The organism is Pseudomonas sp. MM213 (assembly GCF_020423045.1).
Taxonomy (GTDB): domain Bacteria; phylum Pseudomonadota; class Gammaproteobacteria; order Pseudomonadales; family Pseudomonadaceae; genus Aquipseudomonas; species Aquipseudomonas migulae.
In genome coordinates this window covers 5982300-6005447 of record NZ_CP081943.1, presented here as the reverse complement: position 1 = coordinate 6005447, position 23148 = coordinate 5982300, and the positions used below count along the sequence as shown (strand labels likewise).

Annotated in this window: 19 protein-coding genes; all 19 read right to left on the bottom strand. The window is 58.6% G+C overall.

What is annotated here, in order from left to right; genetic code table 11:
- Nucleotides 1–84: 84 nt before the first annotated feature.
- The 19 genes from eno to pyrH all read right to left on the bottom strand — a co-directional run bounded on the left by eno (nucleotide 85) and on the right by pyrH (nucleotide 23048).
- Complete coding sequence (gene eno, locus K5R88_RS27245; protein ID WP_008039408.1) at nucleotides 85–1374, bottom strand: phosphopyruvate hydratase; 1290 nt, start codon at nucleotides 1372–1374, stop codon at nucleotides 85–87.
- Nucleotides 1375–1530: 156 nt separating this feature from the next.
- Nucleotides 1531–2376 carry a 3-deoxy-8-phosphooctulonate synthase gene (gene kdsA, locus K5R88_RS27240; RefSeq protein WP_226298711.1) on the bottom strand — a complete coding sequence of 282 codons (846 nt, stop codon included), beginning with the start codon at nucleotides 2374–2376 and terminating at the stop codon, nucleotides 1531–1533.
- Nucleotides 2377–2381: 5 nt separating this feature from the next.
- Nucleotides 2382–4013 carry a CTP synthase gene (locus K5R88_RS27235; protein ID WP_008028989.1) on the bottom strand — a complete coding sequence of 544 codons (1632 nt, stop codon included), beginning with the start codon at nucleotides 4011–4013 and terminating at the stop codon, nucleotides 2382–2384.
- Nucleotides 4014–4287: 274 nt separating this feature from the next.
- Nucleotides 4288–5616: a tRNA lysidine(34) synthetase TilS gene (gene tilS / locus K5R88_RS27230; RefSeq protein WP_226300287.1), complete on the bottom strand. Its 1329-nt coding sequence runs from the start codon at nucleotides 5614–5616 to the stop codon at nucleotides 4288–4290.
- Between the two features lie 133 nt (nucleotides 5617–5749).
- A complete protein-coding gene (locus tag K5R88_RS27225) occupies nucleotides 5750–6697 on the bottom strand; it encodes an acetyl-CoA carboxylase carboxyltransferase subunit alpha (RefSeq protein WP_223453197.1) in 948 nt (315 codons plus the stop codon).
- A 140-nt stretch (nucleotides 6698–6837) separates the two neighbouring features.
- Complete coding sequence (dnaE, locus tag K5R88_RS27220) at nucleotides 6838–10359, bottom strand: DNA polymerase III subunit alpha (protein ID WP_008028986.1); 3522 nt, start codon at nucleotides 10357–10359, stop codon at nucleotides 6838–6840.
- A 76-nt stretch (nucleotides 10360–10435) separates the two neighbouring features.
- A complete protein-coding gene (rnhB, locus tag K5R88_RS27215) occupies nucleotides 10436–11074 on the bottom strand; it encodes a ribonuclease HII (protein WP_008028985.1) in 639 nt (212 codons plus the stop codon).
- On the bottom strand, nucleotides 11071–12201 hold the full coding sequence (lpxB, locus tag K5R88_RS27210; protein ID WP_008028984.1) for a lipid-A-disaccharide synthase: 1131 nt from the start codon (nucleotides 12199–12201) through the stop codon (nucleotides 11071–11073). The genes rnhB and lpxB overlap by 4 nt, the downstream gene beginning before the upstream one ends.
- 2 nt (nucleotides 12202–12203) lie before the next feature.
- Nucleotides 12204–12980 carry an acyl-ACP--UDP-N-acetylglucosamine O-acyltransferase gene (gene lpxA / locus K5R88_RS27205; protein ID WP_008039405.1) on the bottom strand — a complete coding sequence of 259 codons (777 nt, stop codon included), beginning with the start codon at nucleotides 12978–12980 and terminating at the stop codon, nucleotides 12204–12206.
- Entirely contained in the window at nucleotides 12977–13417 is a 441-nt protein-coding gene (gene fabZ / locus K5R88_RS27200; protein ID WP_008028982.1) for a 3-hydroxyacyl-ACP dehydratase FabZ, read from the bottom strand. The genes lpxA and fabZ overlap by 4 nt, the downstream gene beginning before the upstream one ends.
- A gap of 108 nt (nucleotides 13418–13525) precedes the next feature.
- Complete coding sequence (lpxD, locus tag K5R88_RS27195; protein ID WP_008039404.1) at nucleotides 13526–14581, bottom strand: UDP-3-O-(3-hydroxymyristoyl)glucosamine N-acyltransferase; 1056 nt, start codon at nucleotides 14579–14581, stop codon at nucleotides 13526–13528.
- A 3-nt stretch (nucleotides 14582–14584) separates the two neighbouring features.
- The gene (locus tag K5R88_RS27190) at nucleotides 14585–15088 is read right to left on the bottom strand and encodes an OmpH family outer membrane protein (protein WP_226298710.1); all 504 of its coding nucleotides are present in this window, start codon (nucleotides 15086–15088) and stop codon (nucleotides 14585–14587) included.
- Nucleotides 15089–15133: 45 nt separating this feature from the next.
- On the bottom strand, nucleotides 15134–17509 hold the full coding sequence (gene bamA, locus K5R88_RS27185; protein ID WP_008039402.1) for an outer membrane protein assembly factor BamA: 2376 nt from the start codon (nucleotides 17507–17509) through the stop codon (nucleotides 15134–15136).
- Nucleotides 17510–17583: 74 nt separating this feature from the next.
- Nucleotides 17584–18936 (bottom strand): sigma E protease regulator RseP, encoded by a 1353-nt coding sequence (rseP, locus tag K5R88_RS27180; protein WP_226298709.1) that lies wholly within the window; start codon nucleotides 18934–18936, stop codon nucleotides 17584–17586.
- A 52-nt stretch (nucleotides 18937–18988) separates the two neighbouring features.
- Complete coding sequence (ispC, locus tag K5R88_RS27175) at nucleotides 18989–20179, bottom strand: 1-deoxy-D-xylulose-5-phosphate reductoisomerase (protein WP_008028975.1); 1191 nt, start codon at nucleotides 20177–20179, stop codon at nucleotides 18989–18991.
- Complete coding sequence (locus tag K5R88_RS27170) at nucleotides 20176–20982, bottom strand: phosphatidate cytidylyltransferase (protein WP_008039396.1); 807 nt, start codon at nucleotides 20980–20982, stop codon at nucleotides 20176–20178. Before K5R88_RS27170 ends, ispC begins: the two co-directional genes overlap by 4 nt.
- Nucleotides 20982–21737: a polyprenyl diphosphate synthase gene (gene uppS / locus K5R88_RS27165; RefSeq protein WP_008039394.1), complete on the bottom strand. Its 756-nt coding sequence runs from the start codon at nucleotides 21735–21737 to the stop codon at nucleotides 20982–20984. The genes K5R88_RS27170 and uppS overlap by 1 nt, the downstream gene beginning before the upstream one ends.
- Nucleotides 21738–21750: 13 nt before the next feature.
- Nucleotides 21751–22308: a ribosome recycling factor gene (frr, locus tag K5R88_RS27160; RefSeq protein WP_008028968.1), complete on the bottom strand. Its 558-nt coding sequence runs from the start codon at nucleotides 22306–22308 to the stop codon at nucleotides 21751–21753.
- Entirely contained in the window at nucleotides 22305–23048 is a 744-nt protein-coding gene (gene pyrH / locus K5R88_RS27155; RefSeq protein ID WP_003172271.1) for a UMP kinase, read from the bottom strand. Before pyrH ends, frr begins: the two co-directional genes overlap by 4 nt.
- Between the last annotated feature and the right edge of the window lie 100 nt (nucleotides 23049–23148).

Here is a 23148-nt window from a genome sequence, read left to right as displayed (position 1 = left end):
GCTCTTAAGGCATCAGATTAGTGGCAAAAACGTCGCTGTCGCGATTTTTCCGACACAATCCGGTGTCTTTTTACCTTCTACAGCTTAACCGCGGAACTCGCTGCGGCCGTTGTACTTGGCTTTGCCGTTCAACTGCTCTTCGATACGCAGCAGTTGGTTGTACTTGGAAACGCGATCGGAACGGCACAGGGAGCCGGTCTTGATCTGGCCAGCCGAAGTGCCCACAGCCAGGTCGGCAATGGTCGAATCTTCGGTTTCGCCGGAGCGGTGCGAGATCACGGCGGTGTAACCGGCGGCCTTGGCCATCTGGATGGCTTCCAGGGTTTCGGTCAGGGTGCCGATCTGGTTGAACTTGATCAGGATCGAGTTGGCGATCTTTTTATCGATACCTTCTTTCAGGATCTTGGTGTTGGTTACGAACAGGTCGTCGCCTACCAGCTGGGTTTTCTCGCCGATCTTGTCGGTGAGGATTTTCCAGCCAGCCCAGTCGGACTCGTCCAGGCCATCTTCGATGGAGATGATCGGGTAACGCTCGGTCAGGCCTTTCAGGTAATCGGCGAAACCTTCAGCGGTGAACACCTGGCCTTCGCCGGACAGGTTGTACTTGCCGTCTTCGTAGAACTCGCTGGCCGCGCAGTCCAGTGCCAGGGTCACGTCGGTGCCCAGCTTGTAACCAGCGTTGGCCACGGCTTCGGAGATCACTTTCAAAGCGTCTTCGTTGGAAGCCAGGTTCGGTGCGAAACCACCTTCGTCACCGACGGCAGTGCTCAGGCCACGGGCCTTCAACACAGCTTTGAGGTGATGGAAAATCTCGGTGCCCATGCGCAGACCTTCCGAGAAAGACTTGGCGCCAACCGGCTGAACCATGAATTCCTGGATGTCGACGTTGTTATCGGCGTGCTCGCCACCGTTGATGATGTTCATCATCGGAACCGGCATCGAGTAAACACCCGGGGTACCGTTCAGGTTGGCGATGTGTGCGTACAGCGGCAGGTCCTGGTCCTGAGCTGCTGCCTTGGCCGCGGCCAGGGAAACGGCGAGGATCGCGTTGGCGCCCAGGGAGCCTTTGTTTTCAGTACCGTCCAGCTTGATCATCGCGTGATCCAGCGCTTTCTGGTCGCTTGGATCTGTACCTTTCAACAGGTCGCGGATCGGACCGTTGATGTTGGCGACGGCTTTCAGAACGCCTTTGCCCAGGTAACGGCTCTTGTCGCCATCACGCAGCTCGAGCGCTTCACGCGAGCCAGTGGAAGCACCGGACGGCGCGCAAGCGCTGCCGATGATGCCGTTATCGAGAAGCACGTCCGCTTCCACGGTGGGGTTGCCACGGGAGTCGAGAACTTCACGACCTTTGATGTCGACGATTTTTGCCATTGTTGTAAACACTCCAAAGTTGACGAAAACGACGCAGCTGAAGGAAATCTTTTATCGCCGGCAAGTGATGTGCAACGGGCAGACTTGCGGACGATAAGGCTCAGGCCCGAGGGCCTGAGCAACAAATCGTGCGGTACTTTACCGGAGAAATGAGGATTACGCGGTTTCTACCGTCGGAAAACTCTTCACCAGTTCGTCCAAAGCTTTGAGCTGGGCCAGGAATGGCTCCAGTTTGTCCAGACGCAAGGCGCAAGGGCCGTCGCATTTGGCGTTGTCCGGGTCCGGGTGTGCTTCGAGGAACAGACCGGCCAGTGACTGGCTGATCCCGGCTTTCGCCAGATCGAGGACCTGGGCGCGACGACCGCCGGCGGAATCGGCACGACCGCCAGGCATTTGCAGCGCGTGGGTCACGTCGAAGAACACCGGGTACTCGAACTGCTTCATGATGCCGAAGCCGAGCATGTCGACCACCAGGTTGTTGTAGCCGAAGCTCGAACCACGCTCGCAGAGGATCAACTGATCGTTACCCGCTTCCACGCACTTGTTCAGGATGTGTTTCATTTCCTGAGGTGCGAGGAACTGGGCTTTCTTGATGTTGATCACCGCACCGGTCTTGGCCATCGCGACCACGAGGTCGGTCTGGCGCGACAGGAAGGCCGGCAGCTGGATGATGTCGCAGATTTCAGCGACGACCGCGGCCTGTTCAGGCTCGTGGACGTCGGTGATGATCGGCACGCCGAAGGCTTGCTTGATGTCCTGGAAAATCCGCATGCCCTCTTCCAGGCCGGGGCCACGGTAAGAGGTCACGGAGGAACGGTTGGCCTTGTCGAAGCTGGCCTTGAACACGTAAGGGATACCGAGTTTCTCGGTAACCTTCACGTACTCTTCGCAGACCTGCATCGCCATGTCGCGGCTTTCCAGCACGTTCATGCCACCGAAAAGCACCATTGGCTTGTCGTTGGCAATCTCGATATCGCCTACGCGGATGATCTTCTGCGCCATAAGGTTCAAGCCTTCTTCTGGTGTTGAGCCAAAGCTGCTTTGACGAAGCCGCTGAACAACGGGTGACCGTCGCGTGGCGTCGAGGTGAACTCAGGGTGGAACTGGCAAGCGACGAACCATGGATGATCCGGGGCTTCGACCACTTCAACCAGCGCGCCATCACCGGAGCGACCGGAGATTTTCAGACCGGCTTCCATGATTTTCGGCAGCAGGTTGTTGTTCACTTCGTAGCGGTGACGGTGACGCTCGACGATCACGTCCTTGCCGTAGCAGCCGTGGACCAGGGAACCCGGCTCCAGCAGGCAATCCTGCGCGCCGAGACGCATGGTGCCGCCCAGATCGGAGGTTTCGGTACGGGTTTCGACGGCGCCGGTGGCGTCTTCCCACTCGGTGATCAGACCCACGACCGGGTGACCGCTTGCACGATCGAACTCGGTGGAGTTGGCGTCTTTCCAGCCCATGACGTTACGAGCGAACTCGATGACCGCTACTTGCATGCCCAGGCAGATGCCGAGGTACGGAACCTTGTTTTCGCGAGCGTACTGGACGGCGGTGATCTTGCCTTCCACGCCACGCAGACCGAAGCCGCCAGGCACCAGAATCGCGTCGACGCCTTCCAGCAGCGCGGTGCCCTGGTTTTCGATGTCTTCGGAATCGATGTAGCGCAGGTTGACCTTGGTACGGTTGCTGATGCCGGCGTGACTCATCGCTTCGATCAGCGACTTGTAGGCGTCCAGCAATTCCATGTACTTGCCGACCATGGCGATGGTGACTTCGTGCTCAGGATTGAGCTTGGCGTCAACCACGGCTTCCCACTCGGACAGATCGGCACCGCCGCATTGCAGGCCGAAACGCTCGACCACAAAATCATCCAGGCCTTGCGAATGCAGGATGCCCGGGATCTTGTAGATGGTGTCGGCGTCTTCCAGCGCGATTACCGCACGTTCTTCAACGTTGGTGAATTGCGCGATCTTGCGACGCGAGGAGATGTCGATCGGGTGATCGGAGCGGCACACCAGCACGTCAGGTTGCAGGCCGATGGAGCGCAGCTCCTTGACCGAGTGCTGGGTTGGCTTGGTTTTGGTTTCGCCGGCAGTGGCGATGTACGGCACCAGTGTCAGGTGCATCAGCATCGCGCGCTTGGCGCCGACTTCGAAACGCAGCTGGCGGATGGCTTCGAGGAACGGTTGGGATTCGATGTCACCCACGGTGCCACCGATCTCGACCATGGCCACGTCGGCATCGCCGGCGCCCTTGATGATCCGGCGCTTGATTTCGTCGGTGATGTGCGGGATCACCTGGATGGTCGCGCCCAGGTAATCACCACGGCGCTCTTTGCGCAGGACGTGTTCGTAGACACGGCCGGTGGTGAAGTTGTTGTTCTGGGTCATGGTCGTGCGGATGAACCGCTCGTAGTGACCCAGGTCCAGGTCGGTCTCGGCGCCGTCGTGGGTGACGAACACTTCACCGTGCTGGAACGGGCTCATGGTGCCCGGATCGACGTTGATGTACGGATCCAGCTTCAGCATGGTGACCTTAAGTCCCCGCGCCTCCAGGATGGCCGCCAATGAAGCCGATGCAATGCCTTTCCCCAATGAAGAAACAACACCGCCCGTGACGAATATGTAGCGCGTCATGAAAAACCCTAGAAGTCTGCGTTAAAGCGGTCCGAGCCGCCGGGGAAAGCGAAGGAAGGCCGAAGCCCCCGATCACCTGCATTAATCACAGTGCACCTTTCAAAAAAACCGCCGCGTTGGGACAGACCGGAAGATGAAACACCGGTACGTTGCTCGCTACACATTTTTTGGAATCGCCCAGCAAAGACTGCTTGGTAATCGGCAACTCCTGCAATTCAGGCGAATCCACAGAAGTTGTATCAAGAAGGGAGCGTAGTCTACCGGAAAGCCCCTTTCAGCTCAAACCTTGATCTTCGTTCGGTGGCTGCCAATGCAAATTCCAGCCGTCCTGCTCACTGCCATTCAAACCTTGCAGCCTCGCCACCGCCAACAATTGCTCGCCCTGATAGAGCAGCGGCAATCTGCCACGGACGAAGCCCGGGACCCCACGTTCGTTGAGCAAACGCTTCAGATCACGATGGCCGCGCTCGGGCAGACTCATGACCTCACCCCCTTCACGATAGCGGATATGCAGCGGGCCATCGGGGGTTTGACCGGTGAGCGAGAGCACGCCGTTATCTGGCAACGCCAGTGATCTCGAGGGATAAGGCCAATCAGGCGCGGGCGGCGGCGTTCGCAGCCAGCAGCCCGACAACCACCAGATCCGCCCGTTCGCCCGATGCAATTCCCCATCGGCCAAGCGCCAGACCGGAGAGGCATCCGCGGCAGCATCACGAAAATCTTCCCAACCCGACCAATGGTCGCTATCCGGTAAACGGGTCAATGCCGAGAGCCAGTGACTCACTGCATTTCGCTGGCGAGCGGCGGACAGGCTGACAAGCGTAGAAAGCTCAAGTGACGGCACACCCAGCCAATCGAATTCACTGATGGAGCCGGCCTGGGCCAGATCGATTTGCGCCAACTCATCGAGCAATTCCTGCGCTTCGCTCAGATGCGCGGCGCTGCGAGCCATAGTCGCCATCGCTTGAGGCCAGCGTTCGGTCAGCACCGGGAACACCTGATTGCGCAAGTAATTACGCGAGAAACGTCGATCCTCATTGGAAGGATCCTCGATCCAGCTCAATGAGTACTCGTTCGCGTACCCCTCCAACTCTGCTCGCGTGACATCGAGCAAGGGTCGCAGCAGATGCCCTTTGCCCAACACACGTTGACGTGGCATCCCTGACAACCCTCTCACCCCTGCCCCACGCAGCAATCGGAACAACAGGGTTTCCGCCTGATCATCACGATGCTGGGCGGTCAACAGCACTTCATTGGCTTGAGTAGCCTCGATGAACGCGCCATAGCGCGCGTCACGGGCTGCACGCTCAAGGCTGGCGCCGGGCTGAACCTGGACGTGAACGACCTGTAGCGGTATTCCCAGCGCATCACAGACTGACTGGCAATGCTCCGGCCACGCATCGGCCACAGACTGGAGGCCGTGATGAATGTGGATAGCTTTCAGCTCAGGGAGGTGTTCGGTTTTGGCGAGATGGGCGAGAAGGTGCAAAAGGACCGTGGAGTCGAGTCCACCGGAGAAGGCGATGAGCCATTTCGCAGCATTGCGCCACGGGTTCAGATTCATCAAAAGCCGGGAAGGCAAATCAATCGTGGGCCGATCCATATCTTTCCCTTTGCACAAATCAAATGTGGGAGCGAGCCTGCTCGCGATTGCGGTCAAACAGCCAACCGATTAGTTGAATGTTAAACCGCAATCGCGAGCAGGCTCGCTCCCACAGGGGTATTGCGCGCCCGGCTTAGAGACCGTAGCTCATCAGTCGCTCGTAACGGCGCTTGAGCAGCGCGTCGTTATCGAACTTCTTCAGCATCGCCAGTTGCGAGGTCAGCTCGGCACGGATCGATGCAGCGGCCGCCACCGGGTCGCGATGAGCGCCGCCCAGAGGCTCGCCGATCACTTTGTCAACGATGCCCAGGCCTTTCAGGCGCTCGGCGGTGATGCCCATGGCTTCAGCGGCATCCGGCGCTTTTTCGGCGGTTTTCCACAGAATCGACGCACAACCTTCCGGCGAGATCACCGCGTAGGTCGAGTACTGCAGCATGTTCAACTGATCGCACACGCCGATTGCCAGTGCACCACCGGAACCACCTTCACCGATGACGGTGGCGATGATCGGGGTTTTCAGGCGAGCCATGACACGCAGGTTCCAGGCAATCGCTTCGCTCTGGTTGCGCTCTTCAGCGTCGATGCCCGGGTAAGCACCCGGCGTGTCGATGAAGGTCAGGATCGGCATTTTGAAGCGCTCGGCCATTTCCATCAGGCGGCACGCCTTGCGGTAGCCTTCCGGACGCGGCATGCCGAAGTTGCGGCGAACCTTCTCGCGCACTTCGCGGCCTTTCTGGTGACCGATGATCATCACCGGCTGGTCGTCCAGACGGGCCACGCCGCCAACGATGGCAGCGTCGTCAGAGAAGTGACGGTCGCCGTGCAGCTCGTCGAACTCGGTGAAGATGTGTTCGATGTAGTCCAGGGTATATGGACGTTTCGGGTGACGCGCCAGACGCGCGATCTGCCAGCTGGTCAGCTTGCCGAAGATGTCTTCGGTCAGCGTGCTGCTTTTGTCCTGCAGGCGGGAGATCTCATCGCCGATATTCAGCGAATTGTCGTTACCGACCAAGCGCAACTCTTCGATCTTGGCTTGCAGGTCGGCGATCGGCTGTTCGAAATCTAGAAAATTCGGGTTCATAGGCGTCCGTCTTGGGTCGACGTCCAAGAGAGCTTGGGCCGGCCGGTTGTCTATTCGCGCCCTACCTTAAGGGAGAGGCGCGTTCAGGTCGAGATTAAAAATTCAGGTCGAGATCAGGGCGTTCAGTTGCTACCTGACCGTCAACGGTATTGGAGGAAGACGTTGTCTCGCCCGAACTGGTCACGCAAGGCTTGAATCAACGCATCCGCCGGGTCGATTCGCCAGGTCTCGCCGAACTGCAGCAAGGCCTTCGCATCGGGGCTCGTGTACTCCATGGTGATCGGGCACGCACCTCGGTGACGCTTGAACAGCTCACCCAGCCAGCGTAGCTGATCGCCTTTCAAATCCTTGGTCTGCAGCTTCAAGCGCAGACTTTCGGCCAGGTTGGTGCGCGCATCTTCCATGCTCATCACCCGCTTGACCCGCAGGCGCAAACCGCCGGAGAAATCGTCGTTGCTGACTTCGCCCTCGACAACAACCATCGCATCAGTCTGCAACAGCGACTGCGCCGAATGGAACGCATCGGCAAACAACGAAGCTTCGATCCGCCCAGAACGATCGTCAAGGGTGATGAACCCCATCTTGTCGCCCTTTTTGTTCTTCATCACACGCAGGGCGATGATCATGCCCGCGACGGTCTGTGTATCGCGAGCCGGCTTCAGGTCGATGATGCGCTGACGGGCAAAACGGCGGATTTCACCTTCGTATTCGTCGATCGGGTGACCGGTCAGGTACAGGCCCAGGGTGTCTTTCTCCCCTTTCAGGCGCTCCTTCAGGGTCAACTCTTTCGCCTTGCGGTGATTGGCGTAGACGTCGGCGTCTGCCTCGACGAACAGCCCGCCAAACAGATCGGCGTGACCACTGTCGTGGGTACGAGCGGTTTGTTCGGCGGCCTTGATCGCCCCTTCCATCGCATTCAGCAGCACTGCGCGGTTTTGGTCGATGCTCGCTTGATAGGCTTTAGGTTCGTCATGGAAATACGGGCCCAGACGATCCAGTGCACCGCTGCGGATCAAACCGTCGAGGGTGCGCTTGTTGATGCGCTTGAGGTCGACACGGGCGCAGAAATCGAACAGATCCTTGAACGGACCGTCCTGACGCGCCTCGGTGATCGCCTCTACCGGGCCTTCGCCCACACCCTTGATCGCGCCGAGGCCGTAAATGATGCGGCCTTCGTCGTTCACCGTGAACTTGAACTCCGAAGTATTCACATCCGGCGCGTCGAGACGCAGCTTCATGGTGCGAATTTCTTCGATCAAGGTCACGACCTTGTCGGTGTTGTGCATATCCGCCGACAGTACCGCGGCCATGAACGGCGCCGGGTAGTGCGTTTTCAGCCACGCGGTCTGGTACGACACCAGCCCGTAGGCGGCGGAGTGGGATTTGTTGAAGCCGTAACCGGCGAATTTCTCTACCAGGTCGAAAATGTTACCGGCCAGGTCGGCTTCGATATTGTTGGTCTTGCAACCTTCAATGAAACCGCCGCGCTGCTTGGCCATTTCTTCGGGCTTTTTCTTACCCATGGCCCGCCGCAGCATGTCCGCACCGCCGAGGGTGTAACCGGCCATGACCTGGGCGATCTGCATCACCTGTTCCTGATACAGGATGATGCCGTAAGTCGGCGCCAGTACCGGCTTCAGGCCTTCGTACTGGTAATCCGAGTGCGGGTACGCGAGTTCGGCGCGACCGTGCTTACGGTTGATAAAGTCGTCAACCATGCCGGATTGCAAGGGGCCCGGACGGAACAGGGCCACCAGTGCGATCAAGTCTTCCAGGCAGTCGGGCTTGAGCTTTTTGATCAGCTCTTTCATGCCGCGCGACTCGAGCTGGAACACCGCGGTGGTTTCCGCTTTTTGCAGCAGCGTGTAGGTCGGCTTGTCGTCCAGCGGGATGAACGCGATGTCCAGCGGCGGTTCGTTGACCTTGGCGCGGTCGCGGTTGATGGTTTTCAGCGCCCAGTCGATGACCGTCAGGGTCCGCAGACCGAGGAAGTCGAACTTCACCAGACCGGCGGCTTCAACGTCGTCCTTGTCGAACTGGGTTACCAGGCCGTCACCGGCCTCATCGCAATAGATCGGCGAGAAATCGGTCAGCTTGGTCGGCGCGATTACCACGCCACCGGCGTGTTTACCGACGTTACGCACGACGCCTTCAAGCTTGCGCGCCATTTCCCAGATTTCCGCGGCTTCTTCATCGACCTTGATGAAGTCACGCAGGATTTCTTCCTGTTCGTAGGCTTTTTCCAGGGTCATGCCGACTTCGAACGGAATCATCTTCGACAGACGATCCGCCAGGCCGTAGGACTTGCCTTGGACCCGCGCCACGTCACGGACCACAGCCTTGGCAGCCATGGAACCGAAAGTGATGATCTGGCTTACCGCGTTGCGCCCGTATTTCTCGGCCACGTAGTCGATCACGCGGTCACGACCGTCCATACAGAAGTCAACGTCGAAGTCGGGCATGGAGACCCGTTCCGGGTTAAGGAACCGTTCGAACAGCAGGTCATATTCCAGCGGGTCGAGGTCGGTGATCTTCTGTACATAGGCCACCAGCGATCCGGCACCCGATCCACGGCCAGGGCCTACCGGCACACCGTTGCTCTTGGCCCACTGGATAAAGTCCATAACGATCAGGAAGTAACCGGGGAAGCCCATCTGGATGATGATATCCAGCTCGAAATTCAACCGGTCGACGTAGACCTGGCGCTTGGCTTCATAGTCTTCGGTGGTGTCCTTGGGCAGCAGAACGGTCAGCCGTTCTTCCAGGCCATCGAAGGACACCTTGCGGAAATATTCGTCGATGGTCATGCCATCGGGAATCGGGAAGTTGGGCAGGAAGTGCGTGCCCAGCTTCACTTCGATGTTGCAGCGCTTGGCGATCTCGACGGTGTTTTCCAGCGCCTCGGGAATGTCGCTGAACAGCTCGGCCATTTCCTCGGCGCTTTTGAGGTATTGCTGATCGCTGTAATTCTTCGACCGCCGCGGATCGTCGAGGGCACGGCCCTCACCGATGCAGACGCGGGTTTCGTGAGCGGCGAAGTCTTCCTGCTTGATGAAGCGCACGTCGTTGGTCGCTACCAGTGGCGCGCCGATTTTCTCGGCCAGGGCCACGGCGCCGTGCAGTTGTTCTTCATCGTTAGGGCGGTTGGTGCGCTGGATTTCCAGATAGAAACGATCCGGGAACACCGCCATCCATTCGCGTGCCAGTTTTTCCGCTTCCGCCGGATTGCCGCTGAGCATGGCCAGGCCGATTTCGCCTTCCTTCGCCGCCGACAGCATGATCAAGCCTTCGCTGGCCTCGGCCACCCACTCACGCTCGATGATGATCGAGCCATTACGCTGGCCGTCGATGAAACCGCGGGAGATCAGCTCAGTCAGGTTGCGATAGCCGACAGCGTTCATCGCCAGCAGGCTGATCCGGCTCAGGGCGTTGTCCGGGTCCTTGTTCGACAGCCACAAGTCGGCGCCGCAGATCGGCTTGATGCCTGCGCCCATCGAGGCTTTATAGAATTTGACCAGGGAACACATGTTGTTCTGGTCAGTGACCGCTACGGCAGGCATGTTCATGCCGACCAGGGTCTTGACCAGCGGTTTGATCCGCACCAGACCGTCGACCAGGGAGTATTCAGTGTGCAGGCGTAGGTGAACGAATGAAGCCGGCATAGTGATCCTGCGTTATGTCATGAAAACAACAAGGCCCGGATTGTACCGGGCCTTGGCGAAAACATCAGCCTCGCGACTAACTCTCGATGAGGCTTTCCCGCGCCTCATACGCCAACCGCACCGGTGCGAACGAGCGGCGGTGAATCGGCGTCGGCCCCAAGCGTGCCAGCGCTTCCAGATGAACGGGCGTCGGGTAGCCTTTGTGACCGCCGATGCCGTAACCCGGGTAAATCAGTTCAAATGCCGCCATTTCACGGTCGCGGCTGACCTTGGCCAGAATCGAGGCCGCGGCGATGGCAGGGACCTTGCTGTCGCCCTTGACCACGGCTTCAGCGCGCATGGCCAGTTTCGGGCAGCGGTTACCGTCGATCATCGCCAGTTTTGGCTGAATGTGCAGGCCTTCGATCGCACGCTGCATGGCCAGCATGGTGGCATGCAGGATGTTCAGCTCGTCGATTTCTTCGACTTCCGCGCGAGCGATGCACCAGCTCAGGGCTTTTTCGCAGATTTCGTCGAAGAGTTTTTCGCGGCGGGCTTCGGTGAGCTTCTTCGAATCGTTGAGGCCAAGGATCGGACGATTCGGATCGAGGATCACCGCTGCCGTCACCACAGCGCCACAGAGCGGGCCGCGACCGACTTCATCCACACCGGCAACCAGCTCTTCGACTTCGGCGACCAGGGTGAAATCGAGGCCCATCTGTTGTGCTTTTGTCATTGTGTTTTGCCGATCAGATTCAGTACCGCGTCCGCCGCCTGATTGGAGGCATCCAGGCGCAAGGTCCGGTGGATTTCGTCGAAGCCGCGGGTCTGCTCTTCGCCACCTTCGATCAGGGGCGACAGCGTCTGGGCCAAGGCTTCAACCGTTGCATCGTCCTGTAACAATTCAGGTACCAAGAGGCGCTGAGCGAGCAGGTTCGGCAACGAGACGTAAGGGCTTTTCACCATGCGCTTGAGGATCCAGAACGTCAGCGGTGCCAGGCGATAAGCCACCACCATCGGACGCTTGTACAGCAAGGCTTCGAGGGTCGCCGTTCCGGAGGCAATCAACACTGCGTCGCAGGCGGCCAGTGCCAGATGGGACTTGCCGTCGAGCAGGGTCAGCGGCAGATCGCGACCGGCCAGCAGCTCTTCAAGCTGCGCGCGGCGCTGAGGGCTGGCGCAAGGAATAATGAAACGCACGCCAGGGCGCATGGCACGCAAACGCTCGGCGGCATCGAGGAACAAAGCGCCCAGACGCCCGACTTCGCCACCGCGACTGCCCGGCATCAGCGCGACCAATGGGCCATCAGGCAAACCGAGCTCGGCGCGTGCGGCGCGACGATCAGCCTCAAGGGGTATCGCATCGGCCAAGGTGTGACCGACAAACCGCACCGGCACGCCCTTCTCTTCATAGAATTTCGCTTCGAACGGGAACAGCGTCAGCATCAGGTCGCAACCTTCGCGAATCTTCAGCACCCGCTTCTGCCGCCACGCCCACACCGACGGACTAACGTAATGCACGGTCTTGATCCCGGCCTGACGCAGCTTCAGTTCGATATTGAGGTTGAAATCCGGCGCATCGATACCGATGAACACGTCCGGTTTCTCGGCGATCAGGTCTGCGATCAGCTTCTTGCGGCGTTTCAACAACTCGCGCAGCCGACCGAGCACTTCCACCAGCCCCATGACCGAGAGACGTTCCATCGGAAAATACGAGGTCAGGCCTTCGGCCTGCATCAGCGGGCCACCGACACCGATGAACTCGACCGCCGGATGCTGAGCCTTGAGCGCACGCATGAGACCGGCGCCCAGAATGTCACCGGAAGCCTCACCCGCCACCAGCGCAATACGCAGATTAGCCATGATTAACGTGTGATGCCGCGGGTCGAAGACTGGATGGAGTCACGGAACACCGCAACTTCCGGAAACTGCTCCGAAGGTTCGGCCAGCTCCGCGAGTGCCTGCTCAACCGTGAGGCCCTGGCGATAAACCACCTTGTAGGCACGGCGCAGGGCGTGGATCGCGTCTTCGCTGAAACCACGACGGCGCATGCCTTCGAAGTTCATGCTGCGCGCTTCGGCCGGGTTGCCGAACACCGTGACGTACGCTGGAACGTCCTTGCCAATGGCGGTACCCATACCGGAAAAGCTGTGGGCGCCGATGTGGCAATACTGGTGAACCAGGGTAAAACCGGACAGGATCGCCCAGTCTTCAACATGCACATGGCCCGCCAACGCGGTGTTGTTGACCAGGATGCAATGGTTGCCGATGACGCTGTCGTGGCCGATGTGAGCGTAGGCCATGATCAGGTTGTGATCGCCCAGGGTCGTTTCGGAACGGTCCTGAATGGTCCCGCGGTGAATGGTCACGCCTTCACGGATGACGTTGTGGTCACCGATGACCAGACGGGTTTCTTCACCCTTGTATTTCAGATCGGGCGTGTCTTCGCCTACCGAAGAAAACTGGTAGATGCGGTTGTGCTTACCGATTCGGGTCGGGCCTTTGAGAATCACATGCGGCCCAATCACTGTCCCCTCGCCGATTTCCACACCAGCGCCGACGATCGACCAAGGGCCGACCTCGACGTCGTCGGCCAGGATGGCCGTCGGATCGATGATTGCGCGAGGGTCAATCAAACTCATACTTTTTGTTCCGCACAGATGATCTCGGCCGAGCAGACCGGCTTGCCATCTACCGATGCCTGGCATTCGAACTTCCAGATCTTGCGTTTGCAGCTGATGAACGTGGCTTCAAGGATTAACTGGTCGCCAGGCTTGACCGGCTGACGGAAACGCAGTTTGTCGGAGCCTACGAAGTAGTACAGGGTGCCATCAGCCGGCTTCACGTCCAGCATCTTGAAACCAAGGATCCCGGCAGCCTGAGCCATCGCTTCGATGATCAGTACGCCCGGCATGATTGGATGCGCAGGGAAGTGACCATTGAAGAACGGTTCGTTGATGCTGACATTCTTGTAGGCGCGAATGCGCTTGCCTTCCACATCCAGATCCACGACCCGGTCCACCAGCAGGAACGGGTAACGGTGAGGCAGGTATTCGCGAATCTCGTTGATGTCCATCATTTCGGGGGGAAGCCTATGTAAAGATTGGGAACGCGCGACTGACGCGCGCTCCTCTAGCAAATCAAGGAGGCAGTCTAGCGGCTGTGCACACTTGATATGGAAATGGTATCAGCCATCTGATGAAGCAATACCGTCAGGGGTCACTTCCCCTACTCGCTTTTCCAGCTGTCGCAGCCGCCGCGCGATGTCATCGAGCTGACGGATACGTGCCGCGCTTTTGCGCCATTCGGCAGCCGGTTGCATGGCCGTACCGGAAGAATAGGAACCCGGCTCGGTAATCGAGTGGGTCACCATGGTCATCCCGGTAATGAAAACCTTGTCACAAATTTCGATATGTCCCACCAGCCCTACGCCACCGGCGAGCATGCAATGCTTGCCGATTTTGGTGCTGCCGGAAATCCCCACGCACGCCGCCATGGCAGTGTGATCACCAACTTGAACGTTGTGGGCGATCTGAATCTGATTGTCGAGCTTGACGCCATTACCAAGAATGGTATCGGCCAGTGCACCGCGGTCGATGGCGGTATTCACGCCGATCTCCACATCGTCACCGACCAGAACGCCACCGATCTGGGCGATTTTCTGCCAGATGCCTTTCTCGTTGGCAAAGCCGAAGCCTTCGCCACCCAATACTGCACCGGACTGAATCACCACCCGCTTGCCGATACGCACGTCGTGATACAGCGTGACGCGCGGTGCGAGCCAGCCACCTTCGCCGATAACGCTACGAGCGCCGATGAAGCAATGCGCGCCAATGGTCGTACCTGCATCAACTCGCGCCCCGCTCTCGATGACCACAAAGGCACCGATGCTCGCCGCTGGATCAACCACCGCGTCCGCCGCAATCACTGCGGTCGGATGAATGCCGGCAGCCGCCTTGGGCTTGGGATCGAACAGGTGGGAAACACGAGCGTAGGCAGCGTACGGATCAGGTACGACCAATGCATTCCCGGCAAAACCTTCAGCGTCAGCGGCTTTCAGCAACAGTGCTGCAGCCCGGCTGTCAGCCAGGTATTTGCGGTACTGAGGATTTGCCAGAAAGCTCAACTGAGCTGGGCCAGCCTCTTGCAAAGTGGCTAGCCCAGTAATTTCCTTCTCTGGGTCGCCACGTAGGGTGGCGCCGAGGAACTCGGCCAACTGGCCGAGTTTTATGGTCGCTGTCATGGATTACTTCAGCTGATTCATGCGCTCGATAACCTGGCGAGTGATGTCGTACTGAGGTTTGACATCAATCACTGCGCCACGCTCGAAGACCAGGTCAAAAGCACCTTTCTTGATGACTTCTTCCACAGCGCTGTCCAGTTTCGGCTTGAGCTGCTTCAGCATTTCACGGTCGGCAACGGCTTTGGCTTCGTTCAATTCCTTGGACTGGAACTGGAAGTCACGGGCCTTTTGCTTGAATTCAAGCTCCAGACGCTCACGCTCGCCTTGCTGCATCTTGTCGCCGCCAGTCATCAGACGGTCCTGAATACCCTTGGCACTGCTTTCCAGCGTCTTGAGCTTGGTCAGTTGCGGGCCGAACTTCTTCTCGGCATCCACGGCGTACTTCTTGGCCGCATCGGATTCCAGCAAAGCCATTTGATAGTTCAGAACGGCAATTTTCATGTCGGCAAAAGCCGGGCCTGCTACCAGTACGGTCGCCAGGAGAACCAATTGAGTCAACTTACGCACGATGCACTCCTACAAAATCCATTGTCGTTATCTTGGGTCAGACGCTTAGAACGTCTGGCCGAGGGAGAATTGGAACACTTGAGTTTCAGCCTCATCCGGTTTCTTGATCGGCATGGCCAACGCGAAACTCAGAGGACCCAGTGCGGTAACCCATGTCACGCCTACACCGACAGAGCTGGCCATGTTGCTCAGGCTGATGTCGTTGCACTGTGTATTGGACTTCGAACCATCGGCATTGGTGGTCGACTTGCACTGCGAGTCGAACACGTTACCCACGTCCCAGAATACCGAGGTGCGCAGGGAACGCTGATCCTTGACGAACGGCAGAGGGAAAAGAACCTCCACACCGCCCTGGATCAGGACGTTACCACCGAACGGCAGCGGATCCTGGTCCGGATCGAGCGCAGTGCCAGGGTTCTTGCCGGTACTTGGAGTACTGCGAGGCCCCAGGGTGCTGTCCTTGAAGCCACGAACCGAGTTGAAACCACCAGCATAGTAGTTTTCATAGAACGGCAAGCCATCGGTCGAACCGTAGCCATCGCCATAACCCAGTTCGGTATGCAGGCGCATGGTGTAGTTTTCGGTCAACGGCTGGAACAACTGGCCACGGTAGTCGAGTTTGAAGAACGACAGGTCGCTGCCAGGGGTCGTGGTTTCCAGCACAAGGCTTTGCGAATGACCACGGGTCGCCAGTACGCCTTTGTTCAGGGTCGACTCGGACCAACCGGCCGAAGCCTTGAAGTTCAGGTAGCTGTCGCCTTCCTTGTTAACGAAGTCGAAGATTTCGTCAACGGTGTACAGGCCAGTCTTGATCTTGTCCTGTTGTGCAGTCAGGCCGAACGTCAGACGCGAAGTCTCGCTGATCGGATAACCAACGCTCGCGCCGGCACCGTAGCTGTCTACCGCATAGCTGGCAACGTCGACGTCGAGGTCTTTGTAGTCAGTGGTGCGATAGAACGCGTTGTAACCCAGGCTCACACCGTCTGCAGTCCAGTACGGGTCGACATAACCGAAGTTATAGCGGCTCTGGTATTCACTGCGGGTCAAGCCAACGCTGACCTTGTTACCGGTACCGAGGAAGTTGTTCTGGGTGATCGAACCACCGAGGATCAGACCGGCACTCTGTGCAAAGCCGACACTGGCGGTAATCGAACCGGACGCTTGCTCTTCAACGCTGTAGTTCACGTCAACCTGGTCATCGACACCCGGTACAGCCGGGGTTTCGACGTTGACTTCCTTGAAGAAGCCCAGACGCTCAAGACGGGTCTTGGATTGGTCGATCAGGTAAGTCGAAGCCCAGCCGCCTTCCATCTGACGCATTTCACGGCGCAGCACTTCGTCTTCGGACTTGGTGTTGCCACGGAAGTTGATGCGGTTAACGTAAGCACGCTTGCCCGGATCGACCGCGAAAGTGATATCTACGGTGTGGTCTTCATCGTGCGGCTGAGGTACGCCGTTGACGTTGGCGAAGGTGTAACCCTCGTTACCCAGGCGACGGGTGATCAGTTCGGACGTAGTGGTCATCAGCTTGCGCGAGAACACCTGGCCTTTCTGCACCAGCAGCAGGGACTTGACCTGGTCTTCAGGAACTTTCAGGTCGCCGCTCAGCTTGACGTCACGAACGGTGTACTTCTCGCCTTCGTTGACGTTGACGGTGATGTAGACGTGCTTCTTGTCCGGGGTGATGGACACCTGGGTCGAAGCGATATCCATGTTGATATAGCCACGGTCCAGGTAGTAGGAACGCAGACGCTCCAGGTCACCGGACAGTTTTTCACGAGCGTACTTGTCGTCGTTCTTGAAGAACGACAACCAGTTGGTGGTCTTGAGTTCGAACAGGTCGATCAGGTCTTCATCAGGAAAGACCGTGTTACCCACCACGTTGATGTGCTGGATAGCTGCAACGGTGCCTTCGTTGATATTGACCTTGAGGCCGACGCGGTTACGCGGCTGCGGCACCACTTCGGTGTCAACGGTAGCCGAGTAGCGGCCCTGAGCGACGTACTGGCGCTGCAGCTCGTTACGAACACCTTCGAGGGTGGCGCGCTGGAAGATCTCGCCTTCGGCCAGACCGGACTGTTTGAGGCCCTTCATCAGGTCTTCAGTGGAGATCGCCTTGTTACCCTCGATCTCGATACTGGCGACGGACGGACGCTCGACTACAGTAATGACCAGGACGTTGCCATCACGGCCCAGCTGGATATCTTGAAAGAACCCGGTTTTGAACAGCGCACGAGTGGATTCCACCAGGCGACGATCATCCGCCTGTTCACCGACGTTCAACGGCAAGGCACCAAAGACGCTACCCGCGGAGACCCGCTGGAGGCCATTGACGCGAATATCAGAGATAGTGAAGGACTCGGCGTGAACTTCGGCGATCATCAATACGGTGAGAACCGCAGTTAGCAGCAGACGTTTCATGAAGTCCTTTCTTATTCCAACTGGCAATAAACAAACTGCCGCAAAATGCGGCAGATTCGCAATTCAGCGAAGTGTTACAGACGACCCAAATCATTGACCAGAGCGAGCAACATCACCCCGACCACCAAACTGATGCCGATCTGTATCCCCCAACCCTGCACCCGATCCGACAAGGGGCGACCACGCGCCCACTCAATCAGATAAAACAACAAATGCCCCCCATCCAGTACCGGAATGGGCAACAAATTCAGAACACCCAGGCTAATACTCAGATAAGCAAGGAAATTCAGGAAATCAGCGACGCCCGACTGGGCAGAAGCGCCCGCCACTTTAGCAATGGTTATCGGTCCACTCAAGTTTTTTACCGAGAGCTCACCGAACAACATTTTCTTGAGCGAATCGAGGGTCAGTATGCTCATGGTCCAGGTGCGTCGAGCCCCCTCGCCAATCGCGGCCAAAGGACCGTAACTGACCTCGCGAATCATCTCCGGCGGCCAATCGATCGCTTTCACCCCGGCACCGAGATAACCACTGGGCGACTTTTTCTCGCCGCGAGAAGCCAGCGTCACAGGGACGTCGATTTGAGCACCATCGCGCTCGACGCGCAGCATGATTTTGGTATCAGGATGAATACGGACGATATCGACCACTTGTTGCCAGTCATCGAGCGCCTTGCCATCCAGGGTCAACAATCGGTCACCGGTTTTCAGACCGGCAGCCTGCGCCGGGCCTTTCGGATCGAGTTCCGCCAGCACCGGCGGCAACGCCGGACGCCATGGGCGAATACCCAGCGAGCGAATCGGATCCGGCTCGTCAGCGCCCTTGAGCCATTTATCCAGCACCAGCTCACGCGGCGAATCCGCTGTGGAACCCTGCTCACGAACCAGCAACTGAAGGGAACCGCTTTCACCAAGACGGCGAACCAGTTGCAGATTTACTGCACCCCAGCCCGAAGTCGGCTCACCATCAATGGCAACAATTTCCTGACCTGCACTCAAACCCGCCCTGGCGGCGATACTGCCGGACTCAACGGCACCAATGACTGGCCGCACCTGCTCGCTGCCAAGCATGGCGAGCACCCAGAAAAAAATCATCGCCAGCAAGAAGTTGGCAATCGGCCCCGCCGACACGATAGCAATGCGCTGACGGACGGATTTGCGATTGAAGGATTGATCGAGCTGATCGGCCGGCACTTCACCTTCGCGCTCGTCGAGCATTTTCACGTAGCCACCCAGCGGGATGGCGGCAATCACGAATTCAGTGCCTTTCTTGTCGTGCCAGCGCAGCAACGGCATACCGAAGCCCACGGAGAAACGCAGCACTTTGACTCCACAGCGACGTGCGACCCAGAAATGGCCGAATTCGTGGAAAGTGACCAGCACGCCCAGGGCTACCAGGGTGCCGACAATCATATAGAGCGCGCTCATCTACTTTCTCCGCAACTTATCCGGTGCTGCATGGGCCAACGTATTGCAGCACTTACCGCCCGTGACGACTCAACCACTGCCCGGCCAGTACTCGCGCTTTCGCGTCAGCCGTGAACACCGCCTCGAGATCATCCACCGCAACCACGGGCTCGAGATTTAACACTTCTTCGATGATACTCGCGATTTCCAGATAGCGAACCCGCCCGTCGAGAAAGGCCGCGACAGCCACTTCATTCGCCGCATTGAGCATGGCTGGCGCGCTATTGCCAGCCTCTGCGGCCTGACGCGCCAGGCGCAGGCATGGGAAACGCTCTTCATCGGGAGCCTGGAAATCCAGGCGCGCAATGGCAAACAGATCCAGCGGTGCGACACCCGAATCAATACGCTCCGGCCAGGCGAGCGCATTGGCAATAGGCGTGCGCATGTCGGGATTACCCAACTGAGCCAGGACCGAACCATCGATGTAATCGACAAGCGAATGAATCACGCTCTGCGGGTGAATCACCACTTCGACCTGGGACGGCTTGGCATCAAACAGCCAGCAGGCTTCGATCAGCTCGAGGCCTTTGTTCATCATGCTGGCCGAATCTACCGAAATCTTGCGCCCCATGGACCAGTTCGGATGGGCACACGCCTGATCAGGGGTTACATGCACCAGCTCAGCCATGGGCGTCTGACGGAAAGGACCACCGGAAGCTGTCAGCAAGATCCGACGGACACCGACCGCACCCAGCCCACGAGCAAAATCCTGCGGCATGCACTGGAAAATCGCGTTGTGCTCGCTGTCGATCGGCAGCAGCACCGAACCGCTTTTACGCACGGCCTGCATGAATAACGCACCGGACATCACCAGTGCTTCTTTGTTGGCCAGGAGTATTTTCTTGCCAGCCTCGACCGCCGCCAGCGTCGGGCGCAGGCCCGCCGCGCCAACAATGGCGGCCATGACGGCATCGACCTCAGGATCGGCAGCGACCTGACACAGCCCCTCCTCCCCCACCAGAACGCGGGTCGACAACCCGGCCGCACGCAAGTCGTCCTGCAAGCCTCGGGCAGCGCCCTGCTCTGGCACAACGGCAAACCGTGGCGTATGACGGACGCACAACGCGAACAACTCACTCAGGCGAGTGAAACCGCTCAAGGCGAACACCTGATAACGCTCAGGATGACGAGCGATGACGTCGAGCGTACTCAGACCGATCGAGCCGGTAGCCCCCAGAACGGTAATCTGTTGAGGGCGGCTCACGGTGCAGCCATCCACAACAACACCGCGAACACCGGGATCGCTGCCGTCAGGCTGTCGATGCGATCGAGTACACCACCGTGGCCGGGCAGCAGATTGCTGCTGTCCTTGACCCCGGACTGGCGCTTGAACATGCTTTCGGTGAGGTCACCCACTACCGAGATGAACACGATAATTGCGGCACCGATCAACCCTTTGAAAAGCTCGGCAACCGTCCAGTCGCGAACCAGGCCGACAATGACGGTGATGACCAGGCTCAGCGCCAGACCGCCATACACGCCTTCCCAGCTCTTGCCGGGACTGACCTGCGGTGCCAGCTTGCGCTTGCCGAAGGCCCGACCGGAAAAGTAAGCACCGATGTCGGCACCCCAGACCAGCACCATGACGGCCATGATCAACCAGTTGCCCAATGGGTATTGTTTGATCTGCACCAGACCTTGCCAGGCCGGCAGGAGAATCAACAGACCGATCACCAGTTTGGTCGCCGCACTGGACCAACGCTCGCTCGAACGCGGATACGTCAACACCAGGTACGTCGCCACGCCCCACCACAGCACCGAAGCGCCCAACACCCAAGGTGCCAGGCCCGGCAGGATATGCATGACAAACAGCATCAACGCGACGACTGCAGCATAGGCAACGCGGATCGGCTGCTCAGTGAAGCCCGCCAGACGCGCCCATTCCCAGGCACCGAGGGTCACGACCAGCCCGATGAACAGCGCGAAACCGGAGCCTTCGAGCAGGAAAAACCCGCACAAGGCGATCGGCAACAGGATCAGCGCGGTGATGATTCGTTGTTTGAGCATTAAACCCGGGCCCCAGCCTCGACCTGCTCGCTCGTTTTACCGAAGCGGCGCTGGCGAGAAGCGAAATCGGCCAGCGCGGTGCGCATGGCGTCGTGTTTGAAGTCCGGCCAGAACAGGTCGGAGAAGTACAACTCGGCGTAGGCCAGTTGCCACAGCAGGAAGTTGCTGATGCGGTGCTCGCCACCGGTACGGATGCACAAGTCCGGCAACGGCAGATCGCCAGTGGCCAGGCAGGTTTGCAACAGTTCCGGGGTGATGTCTTCCGGACGCAGATGCCCGGCCTGAACTTCCCGCGCCAGACGCTGTGCGGCTTGCGCGATGTCCCACTGACCGCCGTAGTTGGCGGCGATCTGCAGAACGAAGCGATTGGTGCCCGCGGTCATCGCTTCCGCTTCACGCATCGCAGCCTGAAGCTCTGGATGGAAACGCGAACGGTCGCCAATGATGCGCAGACTGATGTTGTTGTCGTTGAGGCGCTTGGCCTCACGACGCAACGCCTTGAAGAACAGATCCATCAAGGCACTGACTTCATCGGCCGGACGCTGCCAGTTCTCGCTGGAGAAGGCGAACAGGGTCAATACCTCGACCTTGGCCTCGGCACACACCTCGATCACTGCACGAACCGCGTCCACGCCCGCTTTATGCCCGGCGACACCCGGCATAAAGCGTTTTTTCGCCCAGCGATTATTGCCATCCATGATGATCGCGACATGACGCGGCACCGCGGACGGCACTGACTGCTTGGTCTTTTCCATGAAAACGCGACCCTTATACGGCCATCAGGTCTTTTTCTTTCTGCGCCAAATTCGCGTCGATTTCAGCCACGTACTTTTTGGTCAGATCATCAATTTCGCCAGTGGCGCGACGTTCTTCGTCTTCACTGATTTCCTTTTCCTTGACCAGATCCTTGAGCTGGCTGTTCGCATCACGACGGATGTTGCGCACGGCAACACGGGCATCTTCAGCGACATCGCGAGCCTGCTTGGTGAAGCCCTTGCGGGTTTCTTCGGTCAGAGCCGGCATGGAGATCAGCAGCAACTCACCCAGGTTGGTCGGGTTGAGGTTCAGACCAGCACTGCCGATGGCCTTGTCGACGGCGCCCAGCATGTTGCGCTCGAAAGCGACCACTTGCAGGGTACGGGCGTCTTTGACGGTGATGTTGGCGACTTGCTTGATCGGGGTGTCGGAACCGTAGTACGGCACCATCACGCCTTCGAGAATGCTTGGGTGCGCCTGGCCAGTACGAATACGGCCGAAGTTGTGCATCAGCGACTCGACGGATTTCTGCATACGCTCTTTAGCGTCTTTCTTGATTTCGTTGATCATTGTTGGCCTTCCTCGATCAGGGTCCCTTCAGCGCCGCCATGCACGATGTTCAGCAGGGCGCCGGGTTTGTTCATGTTAAATACGCGCAACGGCATCTTGTGGTCGCGGCACAGGCAAATGGCGGTCAGATCCATAACACCCAACTTGCGATCCAGCACTTCATCGTAGGTCAGATGATCGAACTTCTCGGCATGCGGGTCTTTGAATGGATCAGCGGTGTAGACGCCATCGACCTTGGTCGCTTTCAGCACGACATCGGCATCGATTTCGATTGCTCGCAGGCAGGCAGCCGAATCCGTGGTGAAGAACGGATTGCCGGTACCGGCCGCGAAGATCACGACTTCCTTGGCGTTCAGGTGGCGCATGGCTTTGCGACGATCGTAGTGATCAGTCACGCCAACCATGGAAATCGCCGACATCACGATGGCCGAGATATTGGCACGTTCCAGCGCGTCGCGCATGGCCAAGGCATTCATCACGGTGGCCAGCATGCCCATGTGGTCGCCGGTGACCCGATCCATGCCGGCCGCGCTCAGCGCTGCACCGCGGAACAGGTTGCCGCCGCCGATCACCAGGCCGACCTGGACGCCGATGCCGACCAGTTGGCCGACTTCCAGCGCCATGCGGTCCAGAACTTTCGGATCGATCCCGAACTCTTCCGAGCCCATCAGGGCCTCGCCGCTAAGCTTGAGTAGAATGCGTTTATAGCGAGCCTGATAACCACTGCCCTGCTGAGCCATTGCGAATCTCTCCTGCGGCGTATTTTAAAAATTCTTTGCGAGCTGTTTACAGCTGGCGTTCACTCTAGCTTGGCGCTGCTTCAGCGCCATCGGAACATGG